20 protein-coding genes and 3 pseudogenes are annotated in these 20,026 nt (G+C 70.5%); 9 read left to right on the forward strand and 14 right to left on the reverse strand.

Annotated features, from left to right (window positions below; translation table 11 throughout):
• Positions 1 to 226 precede the first annotated feature (226 nt).
• The 5 genes from ACH4F6_RS32910 to ACH4F6_RS32930 all read right to left on the reverse strand — a co-directional run bounded on the left by ACH4F6_RS32910 (position 227) and on the right by ACH4F6_RS32930 (position 4,770).
• A complete protein-coding gene (locus ACH4F6_RS32910; protein ID WP_397964024.1) occupies positions 227 to 718 on the reverse strand; it encodes an STAS domain-containing protein in 492 nt (163 codons plus the stop codon).
• Positions 718 to 2,181 carry a PP2C family protein-serine/threonine phosphatase gene (locus tag ACH4F6_RS32915; protein WP_397964025.1) on the reverse strand — a complete coding sequence of 488 codons (1,464 nt, stop codon included), beginning with the start codon at positions 2,179 to 2,181 and terminating at the stop codon, positions 718 to 720. Before ACH4F6_RS32915 ends, ACH4F6_RS32910 begins: the two co-directional genes overlap by 1 nt.
• An 818-nt stretch (positions 2,182 to 2,999) precedes the next feature.
• Positions 3,000 to 3,281, reverse strand: coding sequence for a hypothetical protein (locus tag ACH4F6_RS32920; RefSeq protein WP_397964026.1), 282 nt, complete (start codon positions 3,279 to 3,281; stop codon positions 3,000 to 3,002).
• 603 nt (positions 3,282 to 3,884) lie between these two features.
• Positions 3,885 to 4,217 (reverse strand): hypothetical protein, encoded by a 333-nt coding sequence (locus tag ACH4F6_RS32925; protein WP_397964046.1) that lies wholly within the window; start codon positions 4,215 to 4,217, stop codon positions 3,885 to 3,887.
• Positions 4,105 to 4,770, reverse strand: a complete 666-nt coding sequence (locus tag ACH4F6_RS32930) for an NAD(P)H-dependent flavin oxidoreductase (protein WP_397964027.1) — start codon at positions 4,768 to 4,770, stop codon at positions 4,105 to 4,107. The genes ACH4F6_RS32925 and ACH4F6_RS32930 overlap by 113 nt, the downstream gene beginning before the upstream one ends.
• A 34-nt stretch (positions 4,771 to 4,804) precedes the next feature.
• Here ACH4F6_RS32930 and ACH4F6_RS32935 point away from each other — a divergent pair, with 34 nt between their 5' ends.
• The 4 genes and pseudogenes from ACH4F6_RS32935 to tpg form a co-directional block, all read left to right on the forward strand.
• On the forward strand, positions 4,805 to 5,584 hold the full coding sequence (locus tag ACH4F6_RS32935) for an alpha/beta fold hydrolase (RefSeq protein WP_397964028.1): 780 nt from the start codon (positions 4,805 to 4,807) through the stop codon (positions 5,582 to 5,584).
• A 266-nt stretch (positions 5,585 to 5,850) separates the two neighbouring features.
• Positions 5,851 to 6,096 (forward strand): hypothetical protein, encoded by a 246-nt coding sequence (locus tag ACH4F6_RS32940; RefSeq protein WP_397964029.1) that lies wholly within the window; start codon positions 5,851 to 5,853, stop codon positions 6,094 to 6,096.
• A 41-nt stretch (positions 6,097 to 6,137) separates the two neighbouring features.
• Positions 6,138 to 6,871, forward strand: a pseudogene (locus ACH4F6_RS32945) (transcriptional regulator); the annotation flags it as partial.
• Positions 6,872 to 6,880: 9 nt separating this feature from the next.
• A pseudogene (tpg, locus tag ACH4F6_RS32950) lies at positions 6,881 to 7,435 on the forward strand (telomere-protecting terminal protein Tpg); the annotation flags it as partial.
• 289 nt (positions 7,436 to 7,724) lie between these two features.
• On the opposite strand, the gene ACH4F6_RS32955 reads toward tpg, so the two are convergent.
• Positions 7,725 to 8,639 carry an NmrA/HSCARG family protein gene (locus ACH4F6_RS32955; RefSeq protein ID WP_397964030.1) on the reverse strand — a complete coding sequence of 305 codons (915 nt, stop codon included), beginning with the start codon at positions 8,637 to 8,639 and terminating at the stop codon, positions 7,725 to 7,727.
• A gap of 101 nt (positions 8,640 to 8,740) precedes the next feature.
• On the opposite strand from ACH4F6_RS32955, the gene ACH4F6_RS32960 reads away from it, so the two are divergent.
• Together ACH4F6_RS32960 and ACH4F6_RS32965 are read left to right on the forward strand one after the other, a co-directional pair.
• Positions 8,741 to 9,373 carry a TetR/AcrR family transcriptional regulator gene (locus ACH4F6_RS32960; protein ID WP_397964031.1) on the forward strand — a complete coding sequence of 211 codons (633 nt, stop codon included), beginning with the start codon at positions 8,741 to 8,743 and terminating at the stop codon, positions 9,371 to 9,373.
• A 236-nt stretch (positions 9,374 to 9,609) separates the two neighbouring features.
• Entirely contained in the window at positions 9,610 to 10,170 is a 561-nt protein-coding gene (locus ACH4F6_RS32965) for a hypothetical protein (RefSeq protein ID WP_397964032.1), read from the forward strand.
• Positions 10,171 to 10,421: 251 nt separating this feature from the next.
• On the opposite strand, the gene ACH4F6_RS32970 is transcribed toward ACH4F6_RS32965, so the two are convergent.
• Positions 10,422 to 11,231 carry a hypothetical protein gene (locus tag ACH4F6_RS32970; protein ID WP_397964033.1) on the reverse strand — a complete coding sequence of 270 codons (810 nt, stop codon included), beginning with the start codon at positions 11,229 to 11,231 and terminating at the stop codon, positions 10,422 to 10,424.
• A gap of 150 nt (positions 11,232 to 11,381) precedes the next feature.
• Between ACH4F6_RS32970 and ACH4F6_RS32975 the strand changes: the two genes are divergently transcribed.
• A complete protein-coding gene (locus ACH4F6_RS32975) occupies positions 11,382 to 11,984 on the forward strand; it encodes a hypothetical protein (protein ID WP_397964034.1) in 603 nt (200 codons plus the stop codon).
• A 219-nt stretch (positions 11,985 to 12,203) separates the two neighbouring features.
• Here ACH4F6_RS32975 and ACH4F6_RS32980 read toward each other — a convergent pair whose 3' ends face one another.
• Entirely contained in the window at positions 12,204 to 13,016 is an 813-nt protein-coding gene (locus ACH4F6_RS32980) for an NAD(P)/FAD-dependent oxidoreductase (protein ID WP_397964035.1), read from the reverse strand.
• A 73-nt stretch (positions 13,017 to 13,089) separates the two neighbouring features.
• Here ACH4F6_RS32980 and ACH4F6_RS32985 point away from each other — a divergent pair, with 73 nt between their 5' ends.
• Positions 13,090 to 14,265 carry a glutamate--cysteine ligase gene (locus ACH4F6_RS32985; RefSeq protein ID WP_397964036.1) on the forward strand — a complete coding sequence of 392 codons (1,176 nt, stop codon included), beginning with the start codon at positions 13,090 to 13,092 and terminating at the stop codon, positions 14,263 to 14,265.
• A gap of 548 nt (positions 14,266 to 14,813) precedes the next feature.
• Here the strand turns inward: ACH4F6_RS32985 and ACH4F6_RS32990 are convergent.
• The 5 genes from ACH4F6_RS32990 to ACH4F6_RS33010 form a co-directional block, all read right to left on the reverse strand.
• The gene (locus ACH4F6_RS32990; RefSeq protein WP_397964037.1) at positions 14,814 to 15,275 is read right to left on the reverse strand and encodes a nucleotidyltransferase domain-containing protein; all 462 of its coding nucleotides are present in this window, start codon (positions 15,273 to 15,275) and stop codon (positions 14,814 to 14,816) included.
• On the reverse strand, positions 15,265 to 15,849 hold the full coding sequence (locus ACH4F6_RS32995; protein WP_397964038.1) for a hypothetical protein: 585 nt from the start codon (positions 15,847 to 15,849) through the stop codon (positions 15,265 to 15,267). Before ACH4F6_RS32995 ends, ACH4F6_RS32990 begins: the two co-directional genes overlap by 11 nt.
• A 175-nt stretch (positions 15,850 to 16,024) precedes the next feature.
• Positions 16,025 to 16,195, reverse strand: a complete 171-nt coding sequence (locus ACH4F6_RS33000; RefSeq protein WP_397964047.1) for a hypothetical protein — start codon at positions 16,193 to 16,195, stop codon at positions 16,025 to 16,027.
• A gap of 558 nt (positions 16,196 to 16,753) precedes the next feature.
• Positions 16,754 to 16,876: a hypothetical protein gene (locus tag ACH4F6_RS33005; protein WP_397964039.1), complete on the reverse strand. Its 123-nt coding sequence runs from the start codon at positions 16,874 to 16,876 to the stop codon at positions 16,754 to 16,756.
• A 172-nt stretch (positions 16,877 to 17,048) separates the two neighbouring features.
• On the reverse strand, positions 17,049 to 17,765 hold the full coding sequence (locus ACH4F6_RS33010; RefSeq protein ID WP_397964040.1) for a TetR/AcrR family transcriptional regulator: 717 nt from the start codon (positions 17,763 to 17,765) through the stop codon (positions 17,049 to 17,051).
• A 182-nt stretch (positions 17,766 to 17,947) separates the two neighbouring features.
• On the opposite strand from ACH4F6_RS33010, the gene ACH4F6_RS33015 reads away from it, so the two are divergent.
• Positions 17,948 to 19,552: a CocE/NonD family hydrolase gene (locus ACH4F6_RS33015; RefSeq protein ID WP_397964041.1), complete on the forward strand. Its 1,605-nt coding sequence runs from the start codon at positions 17,948 to 17,950 to the stop codon at positions 19,550 to 19,552.
• Positions 19,553 to 19,707: 155 nt separating this feature from the next.
• Here the strand turns inward: ACH4F6_RS33015 and ACH4F6_RS33020 are convergent.
• Positions 19,708 to 19,857 (reverse strand): annotated as a pseudogene (locus ACH4F6_RS33020) (ATP/GTP-binding protein); the annotation flags it as partial.
• Between the last annotated feature and the right edge of the window lie 169 nt (positions 19,858 to 20,026).

A 20,026-nucleotide genomic window follows, 5' to 3' on the forward strand; every position in this document is an offset into this window, starting at 1 on the left:
CTCTTCGCCCGTGACGCCGCGCCGGCCATCGAGCGCCACCTCGCCGACCAGACCCGGCAGGCAGCGGAAGAACGCCGGCTGCGTCTCCAAGGCGCCGAGGCCGCCCCGTCACTCGTGGGTCGCCGCGGCACCCGGGGGACGGGAAAGCCAGCCCGAGCCCGGTATTGCGCCAAGAGGGCCGGGCTCGAACGCTGGTACAGACGCCCACCATGGGGCGTCGACGCGATCAGCTCGGGTTGGAGGAGGGGGTCTGAGCGCCGTCGCGGGCCATGTGCTCCCCTCTGGCCGGCTCACCGGCCCCACCGTCGGTGGAGACATGGGTGACGCAGCCCTGCACGCCTGCACTGGTGGACTGGCCGGCGGTCATGGTGGCGACCGCTTCGGTGGCGGTGGCATGGACCGGCAGGACTGCGTCGACACCGGTGAGAACGAGCATCCGCATCAGGCGGTCGGGGACGGCGGCAAGTCTAAGCGCACCGTCCACCGCCTGGGCGGCGTGCCAGAGGCCGATGAGCGCGCTCAGACCGGCGGAGTCGCAAAAGCCGACCTGTGACAGGTCCAGAACCAGGTGCGGGCACCCTTGCTCGATGATTCCCGAGGCTTCGTGGCGCAGGGTGTCCGCGGTGCGCGTGTCCACGTCGCCGGCGACGACGGCGATCGCGAGGCCGGGGCGGGGGTGCTGGACGGTCAGCTGCAGCGTGTCGGTCACGTCGGTCATCACTCCTGGCCGAAGTGTTCGGGCGCGGCGGCGGTGTGGGCGGTGGCAGCGACACTGCCGTCGGGTGTGGTGTGAGGGTAGGGGACGGACAGGGCCAGCAGGGCCACGTCGTCGCCGGCTCCGTCGGGCAGCGAGGCCAGCAGGGTGATGCTGTCCTCGACCAGGGAGGTGGCGGTGACGGGCCCGGTGCACTGGTGGAGGAAGCCGGTCAGGCCGTCGTCACCGAGCATGGCGCCCTCGGCGGTGCGGGCTTCGATCAGCCCGTCGGTGTAGAGGAACAGGCTTTCCCCGGCCGTCAGGGAGAACGTGGTCTGGGCGAAGGGCGCCTGGGGAAAGGCGCCGACGAGCATCCCGCCCTGGGGGCGTACGGCCCGCACCCAGACGGCGCCGCTGTCGTCGGGACGCACGTGGTAGGCCGGCGGGTGGCCACCGGTCGCGATGGTGACGGTGAAGCCGCCGTCCTCCCGGGGCTCCAGGAGCCCGAAGAGGACGGTGCAGAAGCGGCGGCCGGCGGTGACGTCGGTGAGCAGCATGGTGTTGAGCGCGCTCAGCACGGTGACGGGGTCGACGTTGATCTGGGCCGCGGCGCGCAGGGTGTGGCGGGCCAGGGCGGTGACGGTTGCTGCCTCGGGGCCTTTGCCACACACGTCACCGAGGAAGAACGCCCACCGGTCTCCGTCGAGGGGGAAGACATCGTAGAAATCGCCGCCCACGTCGTGGGCGGAGGCGGTGCGGTAGTGGCAGGCCAGTTCCAGGCCCGGCACCACGGGAAGGGCCGGGGGCAGCAGGGTGCGCTGGAGGGTGGAGGCGAACGCGGCGATGGCGGCCTTGTCCTGCTCCGCCTTCTCCCGCGCCGCCCGTTCCGCCTCGGCGTGCCGCCTCTCCGCCTCCCGGCGGGCCTGCTCGTCGCGCAGGGCGCGCAGCGCCGACAGCCGCAGCTCCATCTCGTCCAGCACGATCGCGGCGAGATCGGCCAGGGTGGCGGTGTCCTCCTCGGTGATCGAGCGCGGCCGGGTGTCAAGGACGTTGACTGTGCCCAGCCGGTGCCCGTCGGGGGTGATGATCGGTGCGGCGGCGTAGAAGCGCACCCCCATCTCCCCGGCGACCAGCGGATTGTCCACCGCGATGGGGTCCTGGAGAGTGTCGGGGATGACCATCGTGTCGTCACGAAGGATCGCCGAGCCGCACAGGCCCGGATCACGGCCGATCTCCGCGACACCCTCCAGGCCGTGGGCGGCCTTGAACCAGATGCGGTCGGTATCCACGATAGTGACGGTCGCCACCGGCACGTCGAAGAGGCGGGCGGCCATCGCCGCCACTCGGTCGAACGCCCCGTCGGGGGGAGTGTCGAGGATGTCGTAGCGGCGCACCGCCGCAATCCGGGCCGCTTCCTCATCCGGGTCAGGGACCAGCTCGGGGCGGCGCCCGGGAGTCGGGTCAGTGGCCGATGCCTGCTGCATCATCGGCTTTCCTCTCCGTCGATGGGCTGCCGCCGTGAACGGCACGAACCGACGCAGCCTAAATCGACAACACGCCCGAACGCCAATGGCGGGACTCTTGCATGGTGAGCTGCCGGTTCATCTGACAGAGGCAGGTGTCGTCGACCGGGTCGACCACGCGCAGCAGGTGCTCTGTCTTGGCGATCCGCCCATACACGGGGATCCCAAGTCGCCAGACCGAGCCCCGACGCGGGCTGGCGCCCCCGGTCTCAAGCTGCCGACATCGCTTCACCGGGGACCGGTGTGCCCTCGCGCGCGTGGGGAGCTGCTCGGCTCTCAGCCGGCGACCAACGCCCCAACCACCAACCGCCGCGTTACCTGCCGCGCCAGAACACCGGCCGCGCTGCTGCGCAGTGGTCATCTGCGGGTCAGAAAAGAACGGAGCGGCTACGCCGCACCGGCATTTACTGCGGCAGATGCGGTCGGGCTGAGGCCTCGCCAGCCCAGCTCGAAGAAGGCGTAACAACGCTCAAGCATTTACTCTACCGTTTGTTGCAGCGGTCCCCGGACTGCTCTGAGCAGCGCATGCGGGCAAGGGTGGCAGGTCGGCGGCGGGCCCCGGAACCTGCGAAGGCGGTGCGATAGGTAGAGGCATAAGGAGTCCCACACCGGGGCCCCGGCCGCACGTAGACGTTCATGGCCGCCACCGGGGACGGGGAGTTCGGGCGGGGGCTGCTACGGGTGCGGACGCTCGCCGACGCCTGGGGGTGCGTCCCACCGACCGGGGCAAGTGTGAGCCCCGCGCCAGGCCCCCGGGGCCGCGGGTGCGCGGCACCAACTCGTCAGTGCCGGTTGGCCGTCAGGACCGGCCGCCCGTCAGGGGCGTGGATGACGCTGGTGTGGCTCGCGGCGTGCAGCGAGTTGTCGTGCGGGCCCGCCTCCCACCGGCTCGCAGGAAGGCGGCCGCCCCGGCGTCGGGACAGCATCGTCACCGCACCTGCCAGCGGGCTGTAGGGCATGTCGTGTTCGAAGAGACGGCGGCGGGCCCTCGTGATCTCCTGGACCGACGTGTCGGCCCAGGGCAGGGTCACCAGGGCGCGCAGTCGCAGCTGTGGCGGTGGCACCTGGCTCGTCCATCTGTGCGCGGAGCGCGTGTGGTCGAGACTGAAGCGCACGGCGGGCCGCCACCGCCATTCACCAAGCTGGCGAACCAGCTGGCCGGTGCCCCACGTGCCGCCTTTCAGGTCCACGTACGAGGCGTCGGCTCCCACCACCCACGGTGCTGGGCCTTCACCCTGCGCCGGCGGGGGCGGCGCAGGGTAGCCGACCGCTGCAAGCGGATCCCCGCCGGGCGCGGCCCTGCCGGCGTTGATGATCGCCTGCCAGGCAGGCGCGGCGACCACGACCGGCGGACGCGGCGGAGCCACGCACAGCACCCACCCCGGTTTCCCGTCCAGAGCGTGAGCGAGGTGCTGCAGAGCAGCCGGCCCATGGGAGTAGGCTTCACCGGTCGGCCGACCCGGACACGCGTCGGCCAGCTCTTCGTGAGCCGCACGCATCTCCCATTCCCGGTCGGGCAGTCCCTGCCCGACCCGCAGCACAGGCGGCTCCGAATCCTGGGAGCGCGCGACGGCATCGTGCAGGAGCTGGGACAGCGTCTCGGCGGTGGGCATGCCCAAGGCGGCGACACCGGCCGAGAGCAGGCTCTGGATCTCGGTGCGCGCCAGTCAGTGCGCCCCGTCCGCCTCGCGCATGGGCACCGCGACCGTGTCCGTGCGCGGTGTACCGGGCCTGCCGACTGGTGCCGCCACGACGAACAGGCAGTTCGCCACCTGGGCGGGGACATCGATGTAGAGCACGCAGACGCCCTGCCGGTCATCGGACCAGTCCACGCTCACCCCGCGCGGCGCAGGGGTGATGCGCGCACGCATCAGCTTGCGGATCTGGTCACGGTCGACCGAGGCGCGGTCGACCGGCACGATTCGGTCGAGGATCTCCACGTCGTCCACCAGCCGCGTGGCAATGCCCAGGACCAGAACACCACAGGATGCCCGCGTCATGGGCGCGCTCGACCAGGTCGTCGGGGACACCGAGGTGAAAGGAGATCGCGGCCGGACGCTCGTCCAGCGTCGCCTGAAACGCCTCCTCGTTCAGAGGGCGCAGGGTGTGGTTGATGGCGAAGGGGCGATCAGTCAGCTCCCGCATCCGGGACCACTGACGCCGCAGGTCAGCGACCGGGCGCACCGCGGTGCCCAGGCCGCCCGCCTCGCAGACGGCCGCGGCCAGCTCGACCTGGTCGAATGGACCGTAGGGTGCGCCGATGAGGGGCACCTCGATACCGAGCACGTCGCACAGCCACGTCCGGAGCATGGTCGTCTCATGCCGGCACCCGATCGAGCGGAGCTGAGCCGTTTTCTCCATCCTGCCCCGGCGGTCAGGTCTGCGCACGGCGGTTGGGGCGGCGGCAGCCGGCCGGGAGCGCTCGGCACGGCTGGAGCCGCAGCAGTGAGCTGAGCTGGTAGCCGGGCGATGTGGGCGGTTGCCAAGCGCAAGGTGACCGGGGGCTCCTCCGGGCTGTGTCCGCACTCCTTCCCCGATGACCGCCCGAATCATCACCTTGATGGTGATATACCCGTATGATCAGAATATGCCGAAGATTCAGCTCGCCAGTAGCCGCCGCGGCACGGGGTCGCCTCTGGTGGTGATCCGGCAGCTGGACCGGGAGGGCTGGGCGCCCGTCATCGATCTGCTGAGCCGCGAACGCGAGGTCGTGGCCGTCGACCTTCCGGGATTCGGCGACAGCCCACCGCTGTCGGGCACCAGGCCCACCGTCCAGGCACTGGCCACCGAGGTCGCCCTGTGGTTCTCCATGGTCGGCCTCACTCGCCCGCCCGTCGTGGGCAACTCGCTCGGCGGAGCCGTCGCACTCGAACTCGCCCGGGCCGGCGCGGTCGCCAGCGCCGTCGCCCTGTCCCCCATCGGCCTGTGGACCGGCCCCGGGGCCGCCTACGCCCTCGGCTCACTACGCATCGCGCGCACCATGGCGGAGACCCTCGGCCCCCGCACGGCACGGCTGACCAGAAGCCCGCTGGGCCGCACGCTCACCTTCTGGCAACTCGCTGCGCGTCCCTGGCGGATGACGGCGGAGGCGGCCGACGGCGCCCTGCGCAACCTGGCTTGCTCACCGGGCTTCGAAGCCACACGCCGGGCAGCCCGCACCTACCGGCTCCCCGGCTTCACCCCCGGCATCCCGGTCACGATCGCCTGGGGTTCCCGGGATCTTCTGACACCCCGGCACCAGGCCCACCGCGCAGCCCGGCTCCTGCCCGCAGCCCGCCATGTCCGGCTGCGCGGCTGCGGGCACTCGCCCATGTCCGACGATCCTGTCCGGATTGCCCGCCTCCTGCTGTCCACGGGTACCGGCTGAGGCAGGGGAGTCGGCGTCCTGCTCAAGTCTGAACATCAGCCTCCACTGACATGCGGTCGGACGCCACAGGGGAGGGGCGGCCGAGCAGCCTGCCAGCAGCAGGGGGGCGGTGGTCAGTCCAGGGCGCGTGCAGCGCATCGCGTGAGCGACGCCGCATGCGCCCTGAACGGGCCGACCGAGTCCGGACACTGAACAAGTGGGCGGCCCGGCTCATCGGCGGCCTGCCGCTCGCCGAACTTCCCCACTCCGTTGATGAGGGGGACTGAGTGGTGCGAGGAGCAGCCCCGGCCGTTTTCAAGAATCCCCATCACGGCGGCGTCTTCCAGATCACCGCACTGCCCAACACCACACCGGGCACCTACCAGGCCACCGTGCGCATCGACTACGAGGGTGACACCCGCCTGGCCGACAACGTCTTCACCATTCCGGTCAACGTCGTCGTCCCCGCCCCGGTCTCCGATGAGACTGACCTGACCACCCGCCAGACCCCCCCCGCAGGCCAAGCCCGGTGACCCGACCCTGTTCATCACGGAGATCAACTCAGTCTCCGGCCAGCCCGTTCACCCCGAAAGGCGAGCGCCCGAGGGCCCGGCCTGGTACGCGACGCCCACCGTCGCCTACGCCGTCGAGCTCGGCTACGATGCGCGCCCGCTCGAGGCGTGGGTGCGCTACGACAGCGGCCGTTACCTGGACGGCTGGTACACCCGGCTGCGGGACGCCTACCTGGCCACGATGGCCGCCCCGGGCGTGCACGCGGACCTGGCGCCGGCCGACTTCCTGGCGGCGATGGACGGCCACAAGGAGCGCGCCCCCGAGCTGGCGATCGTCGTCTCGGCGATCAAGGCGACGGTCAAGGGCGGCCTGGGCAAGCTGCGCGAGCGCCCCCGCGGGGAGGGCTGGCGGCCGGGCCAGCCGTGGCGGGCGCTGTCCCGCCCGACGCGGCGGCCGGACATCCGCGCGGCCGTCATCTCCCGCACCCGCGTCAACCTGCACCGCAAGATCGTCAAGCATGCGGCGTTCACCGGCCAGTACCCGGTGACGGTCCTGTCCGACCGCGTCGTCTACGCGGCCGGCGGGCCCAGCCCGCTGGACTTCCTGCCCTGCTCCGGCGGCAAGCCGCTGCCCGGCGGGTTCAAGTTCGGCGTCAACCCCGGCCTGGTCAAGCACGAGGGCACCCAGGAAGTGCTGTGGGGCGAGGGCGTGCGCGAGCGGTTCGACGCGCCGGAGCTCAACCTCGCCCGGTACATCAAGGACGGCACCGTCACCGACATCGACAACGGAGAGTAGGAAAGGGGCATGAGCCTGGTCAGGGACGGCCTGGACGCCGCAGTGCACAAGGCGTTCACCCGCCCGGTTCCCAAGAGCGCGCCCGCGCAGATGCGCTACCTGGTCAAGCACCTCAAGGGCACCAAGGCGGTGGCCCAGATGCTGCGGATCTCCCAGCGCACCATGGAGCGGTACGTGAAGGACCAGATCAAAAAGCCCCGCCCGGACCTCGCCGCGCGCCTGGAGCGCGAGGTGAAGGCCCGCTGGCAGCCGCAGATCCGGGCCAAGGCCAGGGCGAGGGCGGCCACCACCGGCGGCATCGTCATCGACACCCGCGCCCGCCTCGGCTACACCGCGCCGATCGGGTCCACGGACCAGGACCGCATCCGGCACCTGACCGTCGCCCTGCTCCCACAGCACGCCGCCCGCCTCTTCGACGCCCAGCAGGCCGGCGCCGGCGACCAGCAGCTCCAGCAGATCGCCGCCGACGCGCTCAAGGAGGTGTACTTCCAGGACAACGGCCGCCGCGCCGGCCGGCTGGAAGAGGTCCGCTTCACCGACATCGAACACCTCGAGTTCGACCTCTGGCAGCCGGGCCCCGGACCGCATCAGCCCGGGGCACGCTCGTTGAGCCGAAGCGCGTTAGTTGTCACATAGGCGGGCTTGCTGTCACCGCAGGCCGAACAGGCAGCGGTTGCGGTAGGCACATCCGTGTTCGGTCGTCACCGTCTCCAGGGTGAAGAACGGCGGACCGGCCAATGGGTGCCCGGCGGATCGGGCAACCACCGTGGCGGGGATGCCGGGCAGGCCACTTCAACTGCTCGCCCCGGTCCGCTCCGGCGGGCGCTGCCGAAGGCCACAGCGTCGGATGCCCCTAGCCGGACACGGGTGTCAACTGCTCGTCCGCCCACTCGGTGAAGGTGGTGAGCGGGATGTCCAACTCCCTGGCGAACTCGGGCCGGGCGGGCTGGAGGACCACGTTGTTCCACTCGTGCCCGGCTCCCCACTTCGGCATTCCCGCGGCCAGGGCCTCTTCCACGTTCATGGAAGGCGCGGTCACGGGCACGCCCCAGGCGGCGGACAAGGTCTGCGCGATCTGCTCCATCGTGCGCAGGTCACCGGCCAGTTCCAGTTCCACCTGGTGGAACCGGTCGGGATCCCGTAGGGCGTGCGCCGCGGCCGTGCCGATGTCCCGCACGGCCACCAGGGCCAGTTCGGTGTCCGGCTTCAGCACTGTCAGCAGTCCGCCGCGGGGCCCCTTGGGCGCCAGCAGGGGCAGGTTCTCCATGAAGAAGGCGGGCTTGATCACCGTCCAGCGGGCAAAACCCGCACCACGCACCGCTTCCATGATCGCCTGCTTGGTGTGGAAGTAGTCCGTCATCGCCGCCCAGCGGCCCTCGGCCCAGCCGGCGACCCGGGTGTGTTCACCGACTCCACTGGTTGAGGACTGCACGAACTGCCGTACTCCTCCGGCCTTCGCCGCGTCCACCAGGTTGGTGGCCTGGGCGAGTTCGCTCGCGAAATCCACGCTGGTCTCGGTCATAGGCGGCATCTGCACCGAGAACACCGCGCGGACCCCCTCGACCGCCGGGCCGAGGGAGGCCCGGTCGGAAAGATCCGCCCTCACCAGTTCGGCGCCCAGCGCCTCGATCGCCTGGGCGGGCTTCGAGTACGGATCGCGTACGAGCGCACGTACGGGCACCTCGGCGGCCAGAAGTGCGCGAGCCGTGGCCCCGCCTTGCTGGCCGGTGGCGCCGGTGACCAGGACGATATCGCTGCTGCCGGGCATGGTCGCTGCTCCTCGCAGACCGGAGAGACAAAATGGCGGGGCCCGCCGTTTTGTATGTCGCTAAGATATGGCGGGGCCCGCCGTTTAGCAATGAGGAGATCATGACCGGTCAGCGCTCGGACGCCCGACGCAACTACCAGCGCATCCTTGCCGTCGCCGAAGCCGAGGTCGCCGCGCACGGCGCCGAGGCATCCCAGGAGCAGATCGCCCGCACCGCAGGCGTCGGCTCGGCGACCGTGCGCCGTCACTTCCCCACCCGCCGGGCCCTGCTCGAAGCCGTCTTTCAGGAACGCATCGAGGGCCTGTGCGAGCGCGCCCACCGGCTGAGTGCGACCGAGGACAGCCGCACCGCACTCCTGGAGTGGCTCCACGCCTTTGTCCTCTACGCCGTCTCAGCCCGCGGATTCGCCCATATCCTCAGCTACGAGCCCCCCACCGAAAAACCCTCCCCGAACAGCTGTGGCAGCAGAATCGAAGCGGCCGGAACTCCTCTGCTCCAGCGAGCCATCCGCGACAAGGCGGTCGCACCGCACGTCACCTTTCACGACCTGCTGACCCTCGCCGTCGGCATTGCCCTGGCCACCGAGCACCACACAGACCCCGATACCCAGGCCGACCGCCTCTTCCGCCTCGCTGTGGAAGGGCTCAGCCCTGAGCAGGGCACAGCCGGGGTGCCCGGGAATTCCACCCCTTCGGCGCTGGTGACGGAAAGTCTGCCGAATGAGCGCGTGTGACAAGTGGGATGCCTCATCGGTGACGACCAAGCTGCCTCGGCCGGCCCTCTCCGCCAGCTCATCCGGCGACGCCGGTGACAACTCCTGAGCTTCGGCTCACTCGTGTATCCGCGGGGTGCCGGATGCCCATACACGCGATGCCCTGCCCAACGACGCGGTGGCGCTCCGGCCACCTGCCCCGCAGCAGTGCAGGTGAAGCGGCCCGGCGATTGTTCCCGCCCGCCTACGATGCGCTCGTGCGGAACACCAAGGCGTTCAAGGAAGCCGTTGCCCAGACGCTCACCGAGCTGGCCCACCGGGGGGTGACCCTTGCGCCGACGACCGTGGCGGACACGATCGAGAAGCAGATCACCACCGTCTCCGAGCGGCTCGGCATCCAGGTGCGCTCGGCCTGGCGGTACTTCGATGCCTCCGTCACGGCCGACCGCCTCGCACAGAGCCTGGCCTCCTACGAGGAGAGCAGCAGTGAGAAGGGCGTCGGGCAGGCCCCCATGCCACCGCTCGGCAATCCCGAGCTCGCCCTGGTCCTCGCCGGGGTGCCGGACTCCCTGGCCCAGACCGGCGGCGACCTGTACGCGGTCATCGTCAACGTGGCCGTCAACGCCTGGATGGCCGGCCACATCCACGGCGAGGACGGTTGCACCGGATGCGACGGCAGCCGCGGCCCGGCCGGGCACGACTGGGAAGCCAGGATGCGCACCATCGCCGAGATGCAGCCGAACATCACCAAGTGGTTCGACCGCGATGTATGGACCGCTGCCGTCAACGACGCCGGTTACACCGTCACCCGGCGCTGAGCTGTCGCTCGAGCTTGGTCAAAGCTGCACGCCCCTGCCCGACGGCCCGGGAACCTCTCGCGTCTGCCGGCCGATCGACGCCGACGTCGCCCGACAGCCCGGCAGGCCCAGACGCCCACGGCATACCCCTCGCCGGGCCCCCGATCGTAGGAGGTACCTGTACCACCGGGTGCGCTCGATGACAGCCGCCCTGGCCGGGAGCGGCGGGGTCAAACGGTGCGGGTACGGGGACGCGTGTTCCGTGAGGGGCGTCAGTACGCCCCGAATGACCAGAAGACGCCTACTTCTTCGTCGTTCACCGCGACCACGCCCAGGTCCTCGAATATGTCGAGGCCGGCGATGTACTCGCGGGTGTGGAAGCAGTGGGACGCGGTGCCCCGGAGGCCGGATGCGAGGAAGTCCGGTGCCGGACCGGAGGCGGCGACCGTCGCGTTGGTCCAGTAGCGCGCACCGGGCCCGTACCGGTCGAGCAGCAACCGGGCATCCGCCAGCGGGGCGTCCCGGTCGGGGCGGGAGCGGACGGGGGCCGGCTCGTCCTGCCGTTCCTCCGCCATGATGGCCAGCGCGGCGGCTGCCGACTCTGCCTCCAGGGGGTACAGACGGGCGGGCAACTCCGCCGGGTCCGGAGGGTCGAAGGGGTACGCGGGCACCGTCCGGCGGGCGGGGTTGAGGCGGTCCCGGTCCAGCCGGACCCAGCCGCGGGGATCGGCGACCGTCCGGTGCAGCACGGCATGGACGTCGTGCGCCCACTCCTCGTGTTGTCGAGGGCCGGTGGCCACGAAGGTGTACGTGTCGTCCAGCAGCCGCAGCGCCGCCGCGTTCCAGGGGCCGCGGCGGGAGCGGAACTCCGCCAGCAAGCCGCCGACTTCCCGGCAGAAGGTGCTCTTCGGCTCGCGCGGGACGCTCCGGAGCCGGTCGAGGGCCCAATGGACGAGCTCGTCCCGTTCTTCCGCCGCGAGGCCGAGCGGCTCCGGCGGGAGCGCGGCGTCCGTCGCGTCCCACAGCGCCTCCAGATGGGCTTCCAGCAGGTCCCGGGCCGTCCGGCCGGCAGGTGCAGGCATCTCGCCACTTTAGGCCGTCGCCGGCAGGCGGTGCTGCGCTCTGCCTGGTCGCCGGTCCAGTGCAGCCCGCAGCCGGGAGCAGGACGGAATGCATCTGGGCTTTTCCGCGCGGGCACGGCGTTGTCCGTGCCGCTTCGTATGCTGCCGGGCATGGCCCGTTCCTGGACGCGACTGCATGAACACCTCGGTACGCCACCTACGACATGGCCGCGGCCGAGGCCCGCCTACGTGCCCGCCAGGCCGCCCGTCACCGCCCGCCGCGCCACCGACGCCCCCCTGCACACCGAGTGGACCGCGCCCGAGGACGAACACACTCCCGACGCCGACCGCGCCTGGTGGGACCTGAACGCCGTCTGCCTGCTGACCCTCGGACCGGACGCCGACAAACGGACGGCCGCCTTCATCACCAGTCGCTGCGCCGACAAGACCGGCGCACTCGTCTTCGCCTGCCTGCTGCACCTGAGCGGCGACAGCAGCGGCGCCCGCTTCTGGTGGCGCTTCGCCGCCGGCTTCTGCCACCCCCTCGCCGAATACTGCCTCTTCCTCGAACACGCCCACAGCGGCGAGTACGACGACGCCGACCACTGGCGCACCGAACTCCTGCGCCACCGGTTCGTACCCGACCTGGTGTGCGGCGACCGCTCCACCGCCCCCGTCCTCAGCCCGCCCAGCATGGACCCGGTCCACCCCCGCATCCGGCACCGGCACCACCCGGAGATCGGCACCGTCCCCCTGCCCACCTTCCCCTGGTAGGCCAGCTACGACAGCTCACCTCCCGCCGTAACCATCCACACGCACCTATCGACGGGCGGAGAACGCCCGGTCCGCCTATGGATGCTTGGTCCCGGCCGGGGTGATGGGAATCGCATTCAGGCCTGGCTCATCGATCTGGAAGCGGTCCCGGAAGCCGAAGTCGAAGACGGAGAAGAAGGAGGAGCTGCGCCGGCAGCGGGGGCGGCCCCGGGACGCTGGTCATCGCCGGTTGGCTGCCGGGCAGTCACGCCGGCCTCGGTAGACAGTCTGCAGTGAGCCGCCTGCCGCCTGCCTGGCGCGGGCGAAGGAGCGTTTGTCGGTGACCAGGCCAACGCTGAGAGTGCCGTCGTGCAGCGGGATGGCCCACAGCCATCCGTCATCCGGCAGGGAGAACACCCCGATCGCGCCGCTGGGGGCTGCGGCAAGGGGTGCGGCGCCGCCCCAGTAGCTCCAGGCGGCCACGTTGCGGAAGGCGTCGTGGACGCGCCTTGAGCCCAGGTGCCGGGTGGCGAGGAGGCCCGCGCGGCCGGAGGCGTCGACGAGGTGCCTCAAGCGGATGTGCCCCGCGGTCGCGTCCCGGTCGGCCCAGGTGGCTTCCACCGCTCGGCCGGCCGGGCCGGTCTCGCCGCCGGCCTCGAAGTCGACCCGTTGCGCGCGGGCCTCTTCCCTGACGTCGGCCCCCTGGGCACGGGCGTGTTCCAGCAGCAGGTGGTCGAACTGGGAGCGGATGACCTGGAAGCTGTAGGCCGCCGGTCTGCCCGGTTCGTCGAAGCCCAGTGACCATTCCTGGCCGCCCCAGCCGTAGAAGGCCCCCGTCTTGCGGATGAACCCGTGGGCCTCGACCGTCCCGCGCGCGCCCAGGACGTCCAGCACGGGCAGCAGGGAGGGCAGGAGGGACTCGCCGACGTGGTAGCGCGGGAACCGTTCCCGCTCCAGCACTCGCACCTGGTGGCCCTGGCGGGCCAGGAGGGCCGCGGCGGTCGCACCCGCCGGGCCGTCTCCGATCACCAGGACGTCGGTCTCTTCACGCATCGGTACTCCTCAGCCTCCGGCAACGAGCGATTCCACCCACCGGTCGACCACTTTCTGAGACAGTGTCATCACTATGAGCAGTGAACCTCACGGTGGGGCCGGCCCGACAGACGCCCTCGCGCCCGCCCGCCCCTTCGGATCAAGCCGCGCTCCAGCCACGCTCACCGTGGGCGTCGAGGAGGAGCTCCTCCTGGTCGATCCCCTCACGCGCGTGCTCAGTCCCCGCGGACCGGAGGTGGTGAGCGAGGCGGCCGGTGAACTCGGTGACCGAATCGGCACCGAGCTGACCCGCTACCAGGTCGAAGTGCGCACCGATCCGCACACCTGCCTGAAGGAAGCCGCCGAACAGATCCGTTCCACAAGAGTGGCGGCCGCCCGCGCCGCTGCCCGCCACGGAGCGCGCCTCGCATCGACCGGCACCCCCGTGCTCGGCCAGACGTCCCCGGTCCCGATCACACCCGGTGCCCGCTACGCCCGCAGTGCCGCGCACTTCCGCGCTCTGGACGACGAGCAGACCGCGTGCGCCTGCCACATCCACGTCGGCCTGCCCGACCCCCGCGACGCCGTGCACGTCAGCAACCACCTACGGCCCTGGCTTCCCGCCCTGATCGCCTTCAGCGCGAACTCCCCGTTCAGGGACGGGCAGGACACCGGATACGCCAGCTGGCGCACCACCACCTGGGGACGCTGGCCCGTCGCCGGCCCGCCCCCCTACTTCGAATCACCCGCCCACTTCGACGACCTCGTCGACACCCTCATCGACGCGGAGGCACTCATCGACCGCGGCGGTCTGTACTGGGACATCCGCCCCTCCCACCACCTGCCCACCATCGAAGTCCGCGTCGCCGACGCAGCCCTCACCCCCGACGACACCCTCATGCTCGTCGCCGTCGTACGCGCCCTGACCGCCACCGCCCTCCAGCACATCCGAGCCGGAGAACCGGCTCCACGCCCGGCACCCGAAGTCCTGCGCGCAGCCTGCTGGCGCGCGGCACGCGACGGACTGGCCGGCACCGGCATCGACCCCCTCACCGGCCACCTCGTCGCCCAGACCACGCTCGTCGAAAAACTGCTGCACACCATCACCCCAGCACTGCGCCGGCACGACGACCTCGACCACACACACGAGCAATGGCAGCGCCTGCGCACCCAAGGAACCGGCGCCGACCGCCAGCGCGCCGCCCACCGGCGACGCACCAGCACCCACGACGTCGTCGACTACCTCATCTCCGCCACCTGCCCCCAGTAGGGCAGCGGTGACAGGGGCCACGGTCCGGCACAGAAGACCAGCCGCCCAATCGAGCAGCGAGTACTGATCAGGTATTTGACGCACCGCCCGGGATCGCAGGGCTGGGGAGTGCCAGCGGCGGGGCTATGCGTTGAGCTGTACGGCCGCGGCCGCGGCCGGGGATCGGGGATCGGGGATCGGGGATCGGGGCGAGCTTGGTCCGGTTGCGCGGCGGCCGGGCCCACCGACGGCTCAGCGGCCGGGCCGGGACAGAAGCCGCCGGTACTTTGATGCTGGTTTTCGGGCACTGAGCCCCCGCCAAGCGGGTGCGGCAGGGAGCTCCCTGCCAGACGGAGGTCCGCGTCACCGGTAGTCGTCACAGGCGCTGTTGCGACTCGGCCGCGGCGCCGTGTGCTGCGTCTGGAACCACGCCCGCCCGTTCCGGGCCCTCCGTGACCGATTGAGGCCGCTTAGACCATGTAGGACACGGTCTAAACACCACCTAATGGTGACGTCGGGTATTGGAACTGTCCGAATGCCCCTTGAGCCGGCCGTTGCCGCCGGGGTCGTCACGGCTGACAGGCCCGGATCAGAGACGCAAGGACAGTGCCTGGGTCGTACAGGGGACGGGCGCCGTCGGTGACGACTCGGCGTGTGCCAGGATCCACCGGGTCCGTCTGTGCCCAGTCGGGAGACCCGATGTTGATCTCGACCTCCAGCCCTGACGCTGTGGCAAAGCGTCGTTCGCTGATCGGTCCCCATGGCTGGGTCCTGACCAGCTTCCCGAGGGCGAGCTCGACGGCCCATGCGTGGTCGGAGTACTGGGACTCGTCAGTGGTGAGAAGGACGAGGTCGATGTCGGAGTCAGGCCGTGCGGCATTGCGAGCACACGATCCGACAAGTAGGAGACCGACGACGTCGTGGCGGCCTGCGGCCCACCGCGTGACGCGGTCGATGATCTCTTTCGTTTCGGCAGCCCGTTCCGGTGAGATCACAGGTCGCTGACTCGCTGGCTGGTTGTCACGGTGCATCGTGTGGCCTCCTGGGTGAGTAGCGGTGGCTGACTTCCGCGGCGTGGTTGGCCCAGTCGCCCGCGGAGAGACATTGCCAGGCGACGGCGACGTCGGTGTGGATGCCGAGGGTGCGGGCGAGGATTGCGGCGGGGATCTCAGTGGCGGGCTGGAAGAGAGCGGTGCTGCGGGCCTGGTTGGGTCGGATGTCGAGGTTGTTCAGACGTTGCGCCAGCTGTGTGGTGCTGATCAGCCGTCCGGGCTGGCAGCCGGGGAAGAGCCATGGAGACGGCATCAGGGCGCCGATGGTCGCGTGTCCCTTGCGGTTCGCGGCAACAGTGGGGGCCGGCTGGGCGACGGGCTCGGGCAGATGAACGGGTGCATTGCCGAGGTGGAGACGTACTTCCCGAGCGCCGACCTCGACGTCCTCGGTGGTCAACCGGTGGATTGCCGACGGTGCTTGGGCATAGAGGAGGAGAAGCAGCCCGGTGAGGCCGTCTTCGGGCTTGAGGGCGTCGTCGTGCAGGAGCCGGCGTGCGGTGTTCCAGCGATGTTCGTCGTCGAGTGGCTGGGTGGGACCGGCTATGAGGAGCATCACCTGCTGCTCGGAATCACGTCGGTACTACGACCGCAAGCGAGCCGAGGGCAAGAGGCACTCCCAAGCGGTCCTGGCGCTGGCCAGGCGGCGAGTCAACGTACTGTGGACACTTCTCCGGGACCGGCGGCACCACGGACTCACACCACCAGCGGCGACTGCCCCATGGGACTGCTCACCGATCGCAAACCTGATCGACGAAAGCCGACTTCTCAGGGAAGATCCCGTCAGCATCGACCATGGCGCTGAGGAGCCCTCTGTGATCACGCAAGGAGTACAGGTCACAGGCCGGTGCAGTACCTGCGGAGGTACGACGACCTGCGATGTCGGTCAGTTCTTCGACCATGACATGGTCCGCTGGGGCACCGAAGGGCGATGCGCTGACTGCCCGAATGGGTGGTGCGAGCAAGACAGCGGACCCGTCACGCCCGAGAACATTCGACAAGCTCTGCTGAAAGCGCATGGGCCCGCAAGGCTTCGCCCGTCTGGAGACGTGCCGAGCCTCGTTCCCGTGCTGCAGGCCCTCCGCAGTGCGCGACAACTGTCCCTGGGCGAAGCACGCGCGCAGGCCGCGGAACTCACCCGGACCGGTCTCATCGGCACGCTCGTCGAGATGGAGGCCCTGGCGGTTCACCTTCGGAGACGAGCCATCTCGGTGAGCGTGGAACCAGCTGCGTAACCCCGTTCGGTCAGTACCCGCTGCGGCTTGACATCGGCGTCGAGAAGTCTCGTGCGCGCGGCGCAGGGCTGCGGCGGGGGAGCCGGCGAAGCCGGTGTCCCGCGCAACGCACTCACCCAGCGGCACACCGACCTGAAGAATGAGGTCCATGGCAAGGTCCGCGCTCGGGGTGGCACTCCGGACGGTGAGCGGCGCCTGCGCGAGCAGATCCGCCGGCCCAAGGAACTACGAGCCGCCGACGCCGAGGAGCTCGCCCAGCTCAAGGCCGACGCCGAGGGGCTGGTGGGCGCCCCGCACCAGGCCGCGGTGGAGAACCTTCATCTGCGCCGGCAGCTCGCCGACCGCCATGCTGTGATCCGTGCGCTGCCCGCGCAGGCCCCACCCCACTCGGTAGGTGGCCGGTCCACCGCCGAGAACGGAGCTGGCGGCGGCTTCCGTCGCGGCCGTGGCCTTGGAGAGGCTGAGGGTCTGTTCTCCTCGGAGGTTCCGCGGGCGGGACGGCAGTCGCAGCTGTGTGGCATCAGTCAGTGTCGAGGCCGTCGATCAGACGGTTGAGGAACCGGGTGAAGGTGGCGTCGGGAGTGAGGGGGCGTCCCGGAGCGGAAAGGGCTTCGGCGAGTTCCGGGTGACGGCCGTCGGCGGCGACGGCGGCGAGGTAGCGGGCCTCGGCTGCGGCCCGGTCCGGTGATCGTGAGGCTGCGGCCTGCGCGATCTCGTGGGCAACGTGCCCGGCCACGAATGCGGTGATCTGGGCGAAGACCTCCAGTTTCGCCGCACCGTCCAGCCCGGTGGGCCGCAGGGCGGCGAGCACGTGTTCCAGGAAGGCCAGCGTGTTGGGGCCCGGAACGCGACGGGTGGACAAGGCGACGGGCAGCCAGGGGTGGCGCAGCATGTGGGCGCGCTGCAGGCGGGCGACGGTCTTCAGGTCGGCACGCCAGTCGCCGCTGGGTGGGTCCGTGACCGTGAGTTCGCCGCTGACGTGGTCGACCATCAGTTCCAGCAGCGTCTCCTTGTCAGGGGCGTAGCTGTAGAGCGACATGACGCCCGCTCCGACCTCGGCGGCGACCCGCCGCATGGTGACCGCGTCGAGTCCTTCCGTGTCCGCCAGAGTGACGGCCGCCGCGGTGATCGTCTCCCGGCTGAAGGAGGGCCTGCGGCCCCTGCGGGGCTCGGCGGGACGCAGCCAGAGCTGTTCGGGATCGACGCTCTCGGCACCGGACTTTCCGTCGCTGGACACGGCCTCGCACTCCTTCCCCTGGTCGTTGAGGCGGCTCTTGCCAAGGTCATCCAAGCATCCTCTATTCTCGTACAACGTACGAGAATAGAGGAGGGGGAACGATGCCATCACGCACACCCGACGCCACAGCCAGACCGGCCTGGGTGCCACCCGCCGGAAAACCGCCGCTTTCCTCCCGCTTGATGAGGGCGACCTGGCGAAATCTGCCGGCGAAACGGCACGAGGCCGGATGGGAGCCGGGACTGTTGGTGCCGGCCGCCGACGGCAGCCCGTTGCTCACCGACCACTACTTCCCGCGCGCCCAGGGCGACTTCCCCACCCTCCTGGTCCGCTCGCCCTATGGCCGGGGCCTGCCGTGGTCACCCCAGTACGGCCTGCTCTTCGCCGAACAGGGCTTCCACGTGATCCTGCAGAGCTGCCGCGGCACCGGAGGTTCGGGCGGCGTGTTCGATCTGTGGCGCAACGAGGCCGCCGACGGCCAGGCCACGGTGTCCTGGCTGCGCGAGCAAACCTGGTTCAACGGAACACTGGGGACCATCGGCCCCAGTTACCTGGGCTACGTGCAATGGGCCCTCGCTTTGGACCCACCGCCAGAACTGAAGGCAATGGTGGTGCAAGTAGGGCTGCACGATCCCTACGCCCTGTTCCACGCGGGCGGTGCGCTTCGCCTGGAGAACGCCCTCGCCGTGGGTGTGGGAATGAACTACCAGCACCAGGGCATGGCACCGTTCCTCAAAGCGACGCTGCGCCTGCGGCGCCGCCTGCGCGACGTCACCACCGCGCAGCCCCTGCGTGGGGCGTACGTGTCAGCCTTCGGCAGCGAACTGCCTTGGTTGGACGACGTGATGACACACCCGGATGCCAAGGACGCCTACTGGCACGGCGCGTCGTTGGCGGAGTCGGCGGAGCGGCTCCGCGTGCCCACGGCTCTGATCACCGGATGGCACGACGCACTGGTCGACCAGAGCTTCGAGCAGTACGACCGGCTGCGCCGAGCCGGGTGTGAGACCGCCCTGCTCGTCGGTCCCTGGACCCACACTTCCGCCCTGCAGCAAGGATGGCCCGAGGTGTTCGCCGAGAGCCTCGCATGGCTGCACGTCCACCTGTACGCCGATCCCTCCGGCCTGCGTCCCACCGCGGTGCGTGTGCACATCGGCGGCGAAAACGCCTGGCGGGACCTCGACGACTGGCCACCGGCCACAGCTGCCACCTCGTGGTACCCCGTCCCCGGCGGGCATCTCACCCAGCAGGCCCCCGCGGACTCCGCGCCCGTGACGGCGTTCCGCTACGACCCGGCCGACCCCACCCCCTCCCTCGGCGGCCCCCTGCTCTCCCGCACCGCCGGTCCCCAAAACAACGCCCCCCTGGAGGCACGAGACGACGTCCTGACGTTCACCGGCCCACCACTGACCGAGCCCATGGACATCCTGGGCCCGGTCTCCGCACGGCTGAGCATCTCCACGGACACCGGACACGCCGATGTCTTCACCCGCCTGTGCGACGTGGACCCACAAGGCCGCTCCGTCAACGTCTGTGACGGGTTCAGCCGACTCCGGACGGCCGAACAGGCGCCCTCGCAGGTCACCGTGCCGATGAGCTCCACCGCCCACCGCTTCCTCGTCGGCCATCGCATACGCTGGCAGATCAGCGCAGGCGCCCACCCACGCTACGCCCGCAATCCCGGCACCGGTGAGTCGCCGGTAAACGCCACCACCTTCACACCGGTGCGCATCACGCTCCACACGGATTCGGCATTGGTACTTCCCAGCAGCTCTGGACCCGCGTAATTCGTCAGTCCTCCGGAGAACGGCCGACGAGCCGGGTCGTCCGGCCCGGCTCACTCCTCCACGCCCTCCTCGCCGTCCAGGCCAACCAAGTCAGGGTTTCGCAGCAGCCACCCGAGGACCGCAGTTCACGTCGACACGCTGAACCTGACAGAGAAGTCGTCGCTCACCCAGCCGCGCAGAGCATCAAGGGAGAGGTCCTGCGAGGCCGGCCAGGTGCAGGCCAGCATGGACTTGTCCGCGCCGGAGGCGCCGATCAGCACGATCAGCCCGTTCTCCGGCAGGTCCGGGTAGAGCACCGGGGCCATTCGGGGTCCCCTTGCGGGTCGAGGGAGCGGACAGCCCAGTTCAGGCGTTGCCCGGCGTGGTCGGTGATCAGGGCGGCGGCCTCGTGCAGCGGGCGGGAGGCGTCGCCGTCGCGGTCGGTTTCGCTCTGCTCCGCCCGGCGCGCGGTGACGCTGACCAGCTGCGCGGGCA

The sequence above is a fragment of the Streptomyces sp. NPDC017936 genome, from assembly GCF_044328485.1.
In the GTDB taxonomy this organism is placed as follows: domain Bacteria; phylum Actinomycetota; class Actinomycetes; order Streptomycetales; family Streptomycetaceae; genus Streptomyces.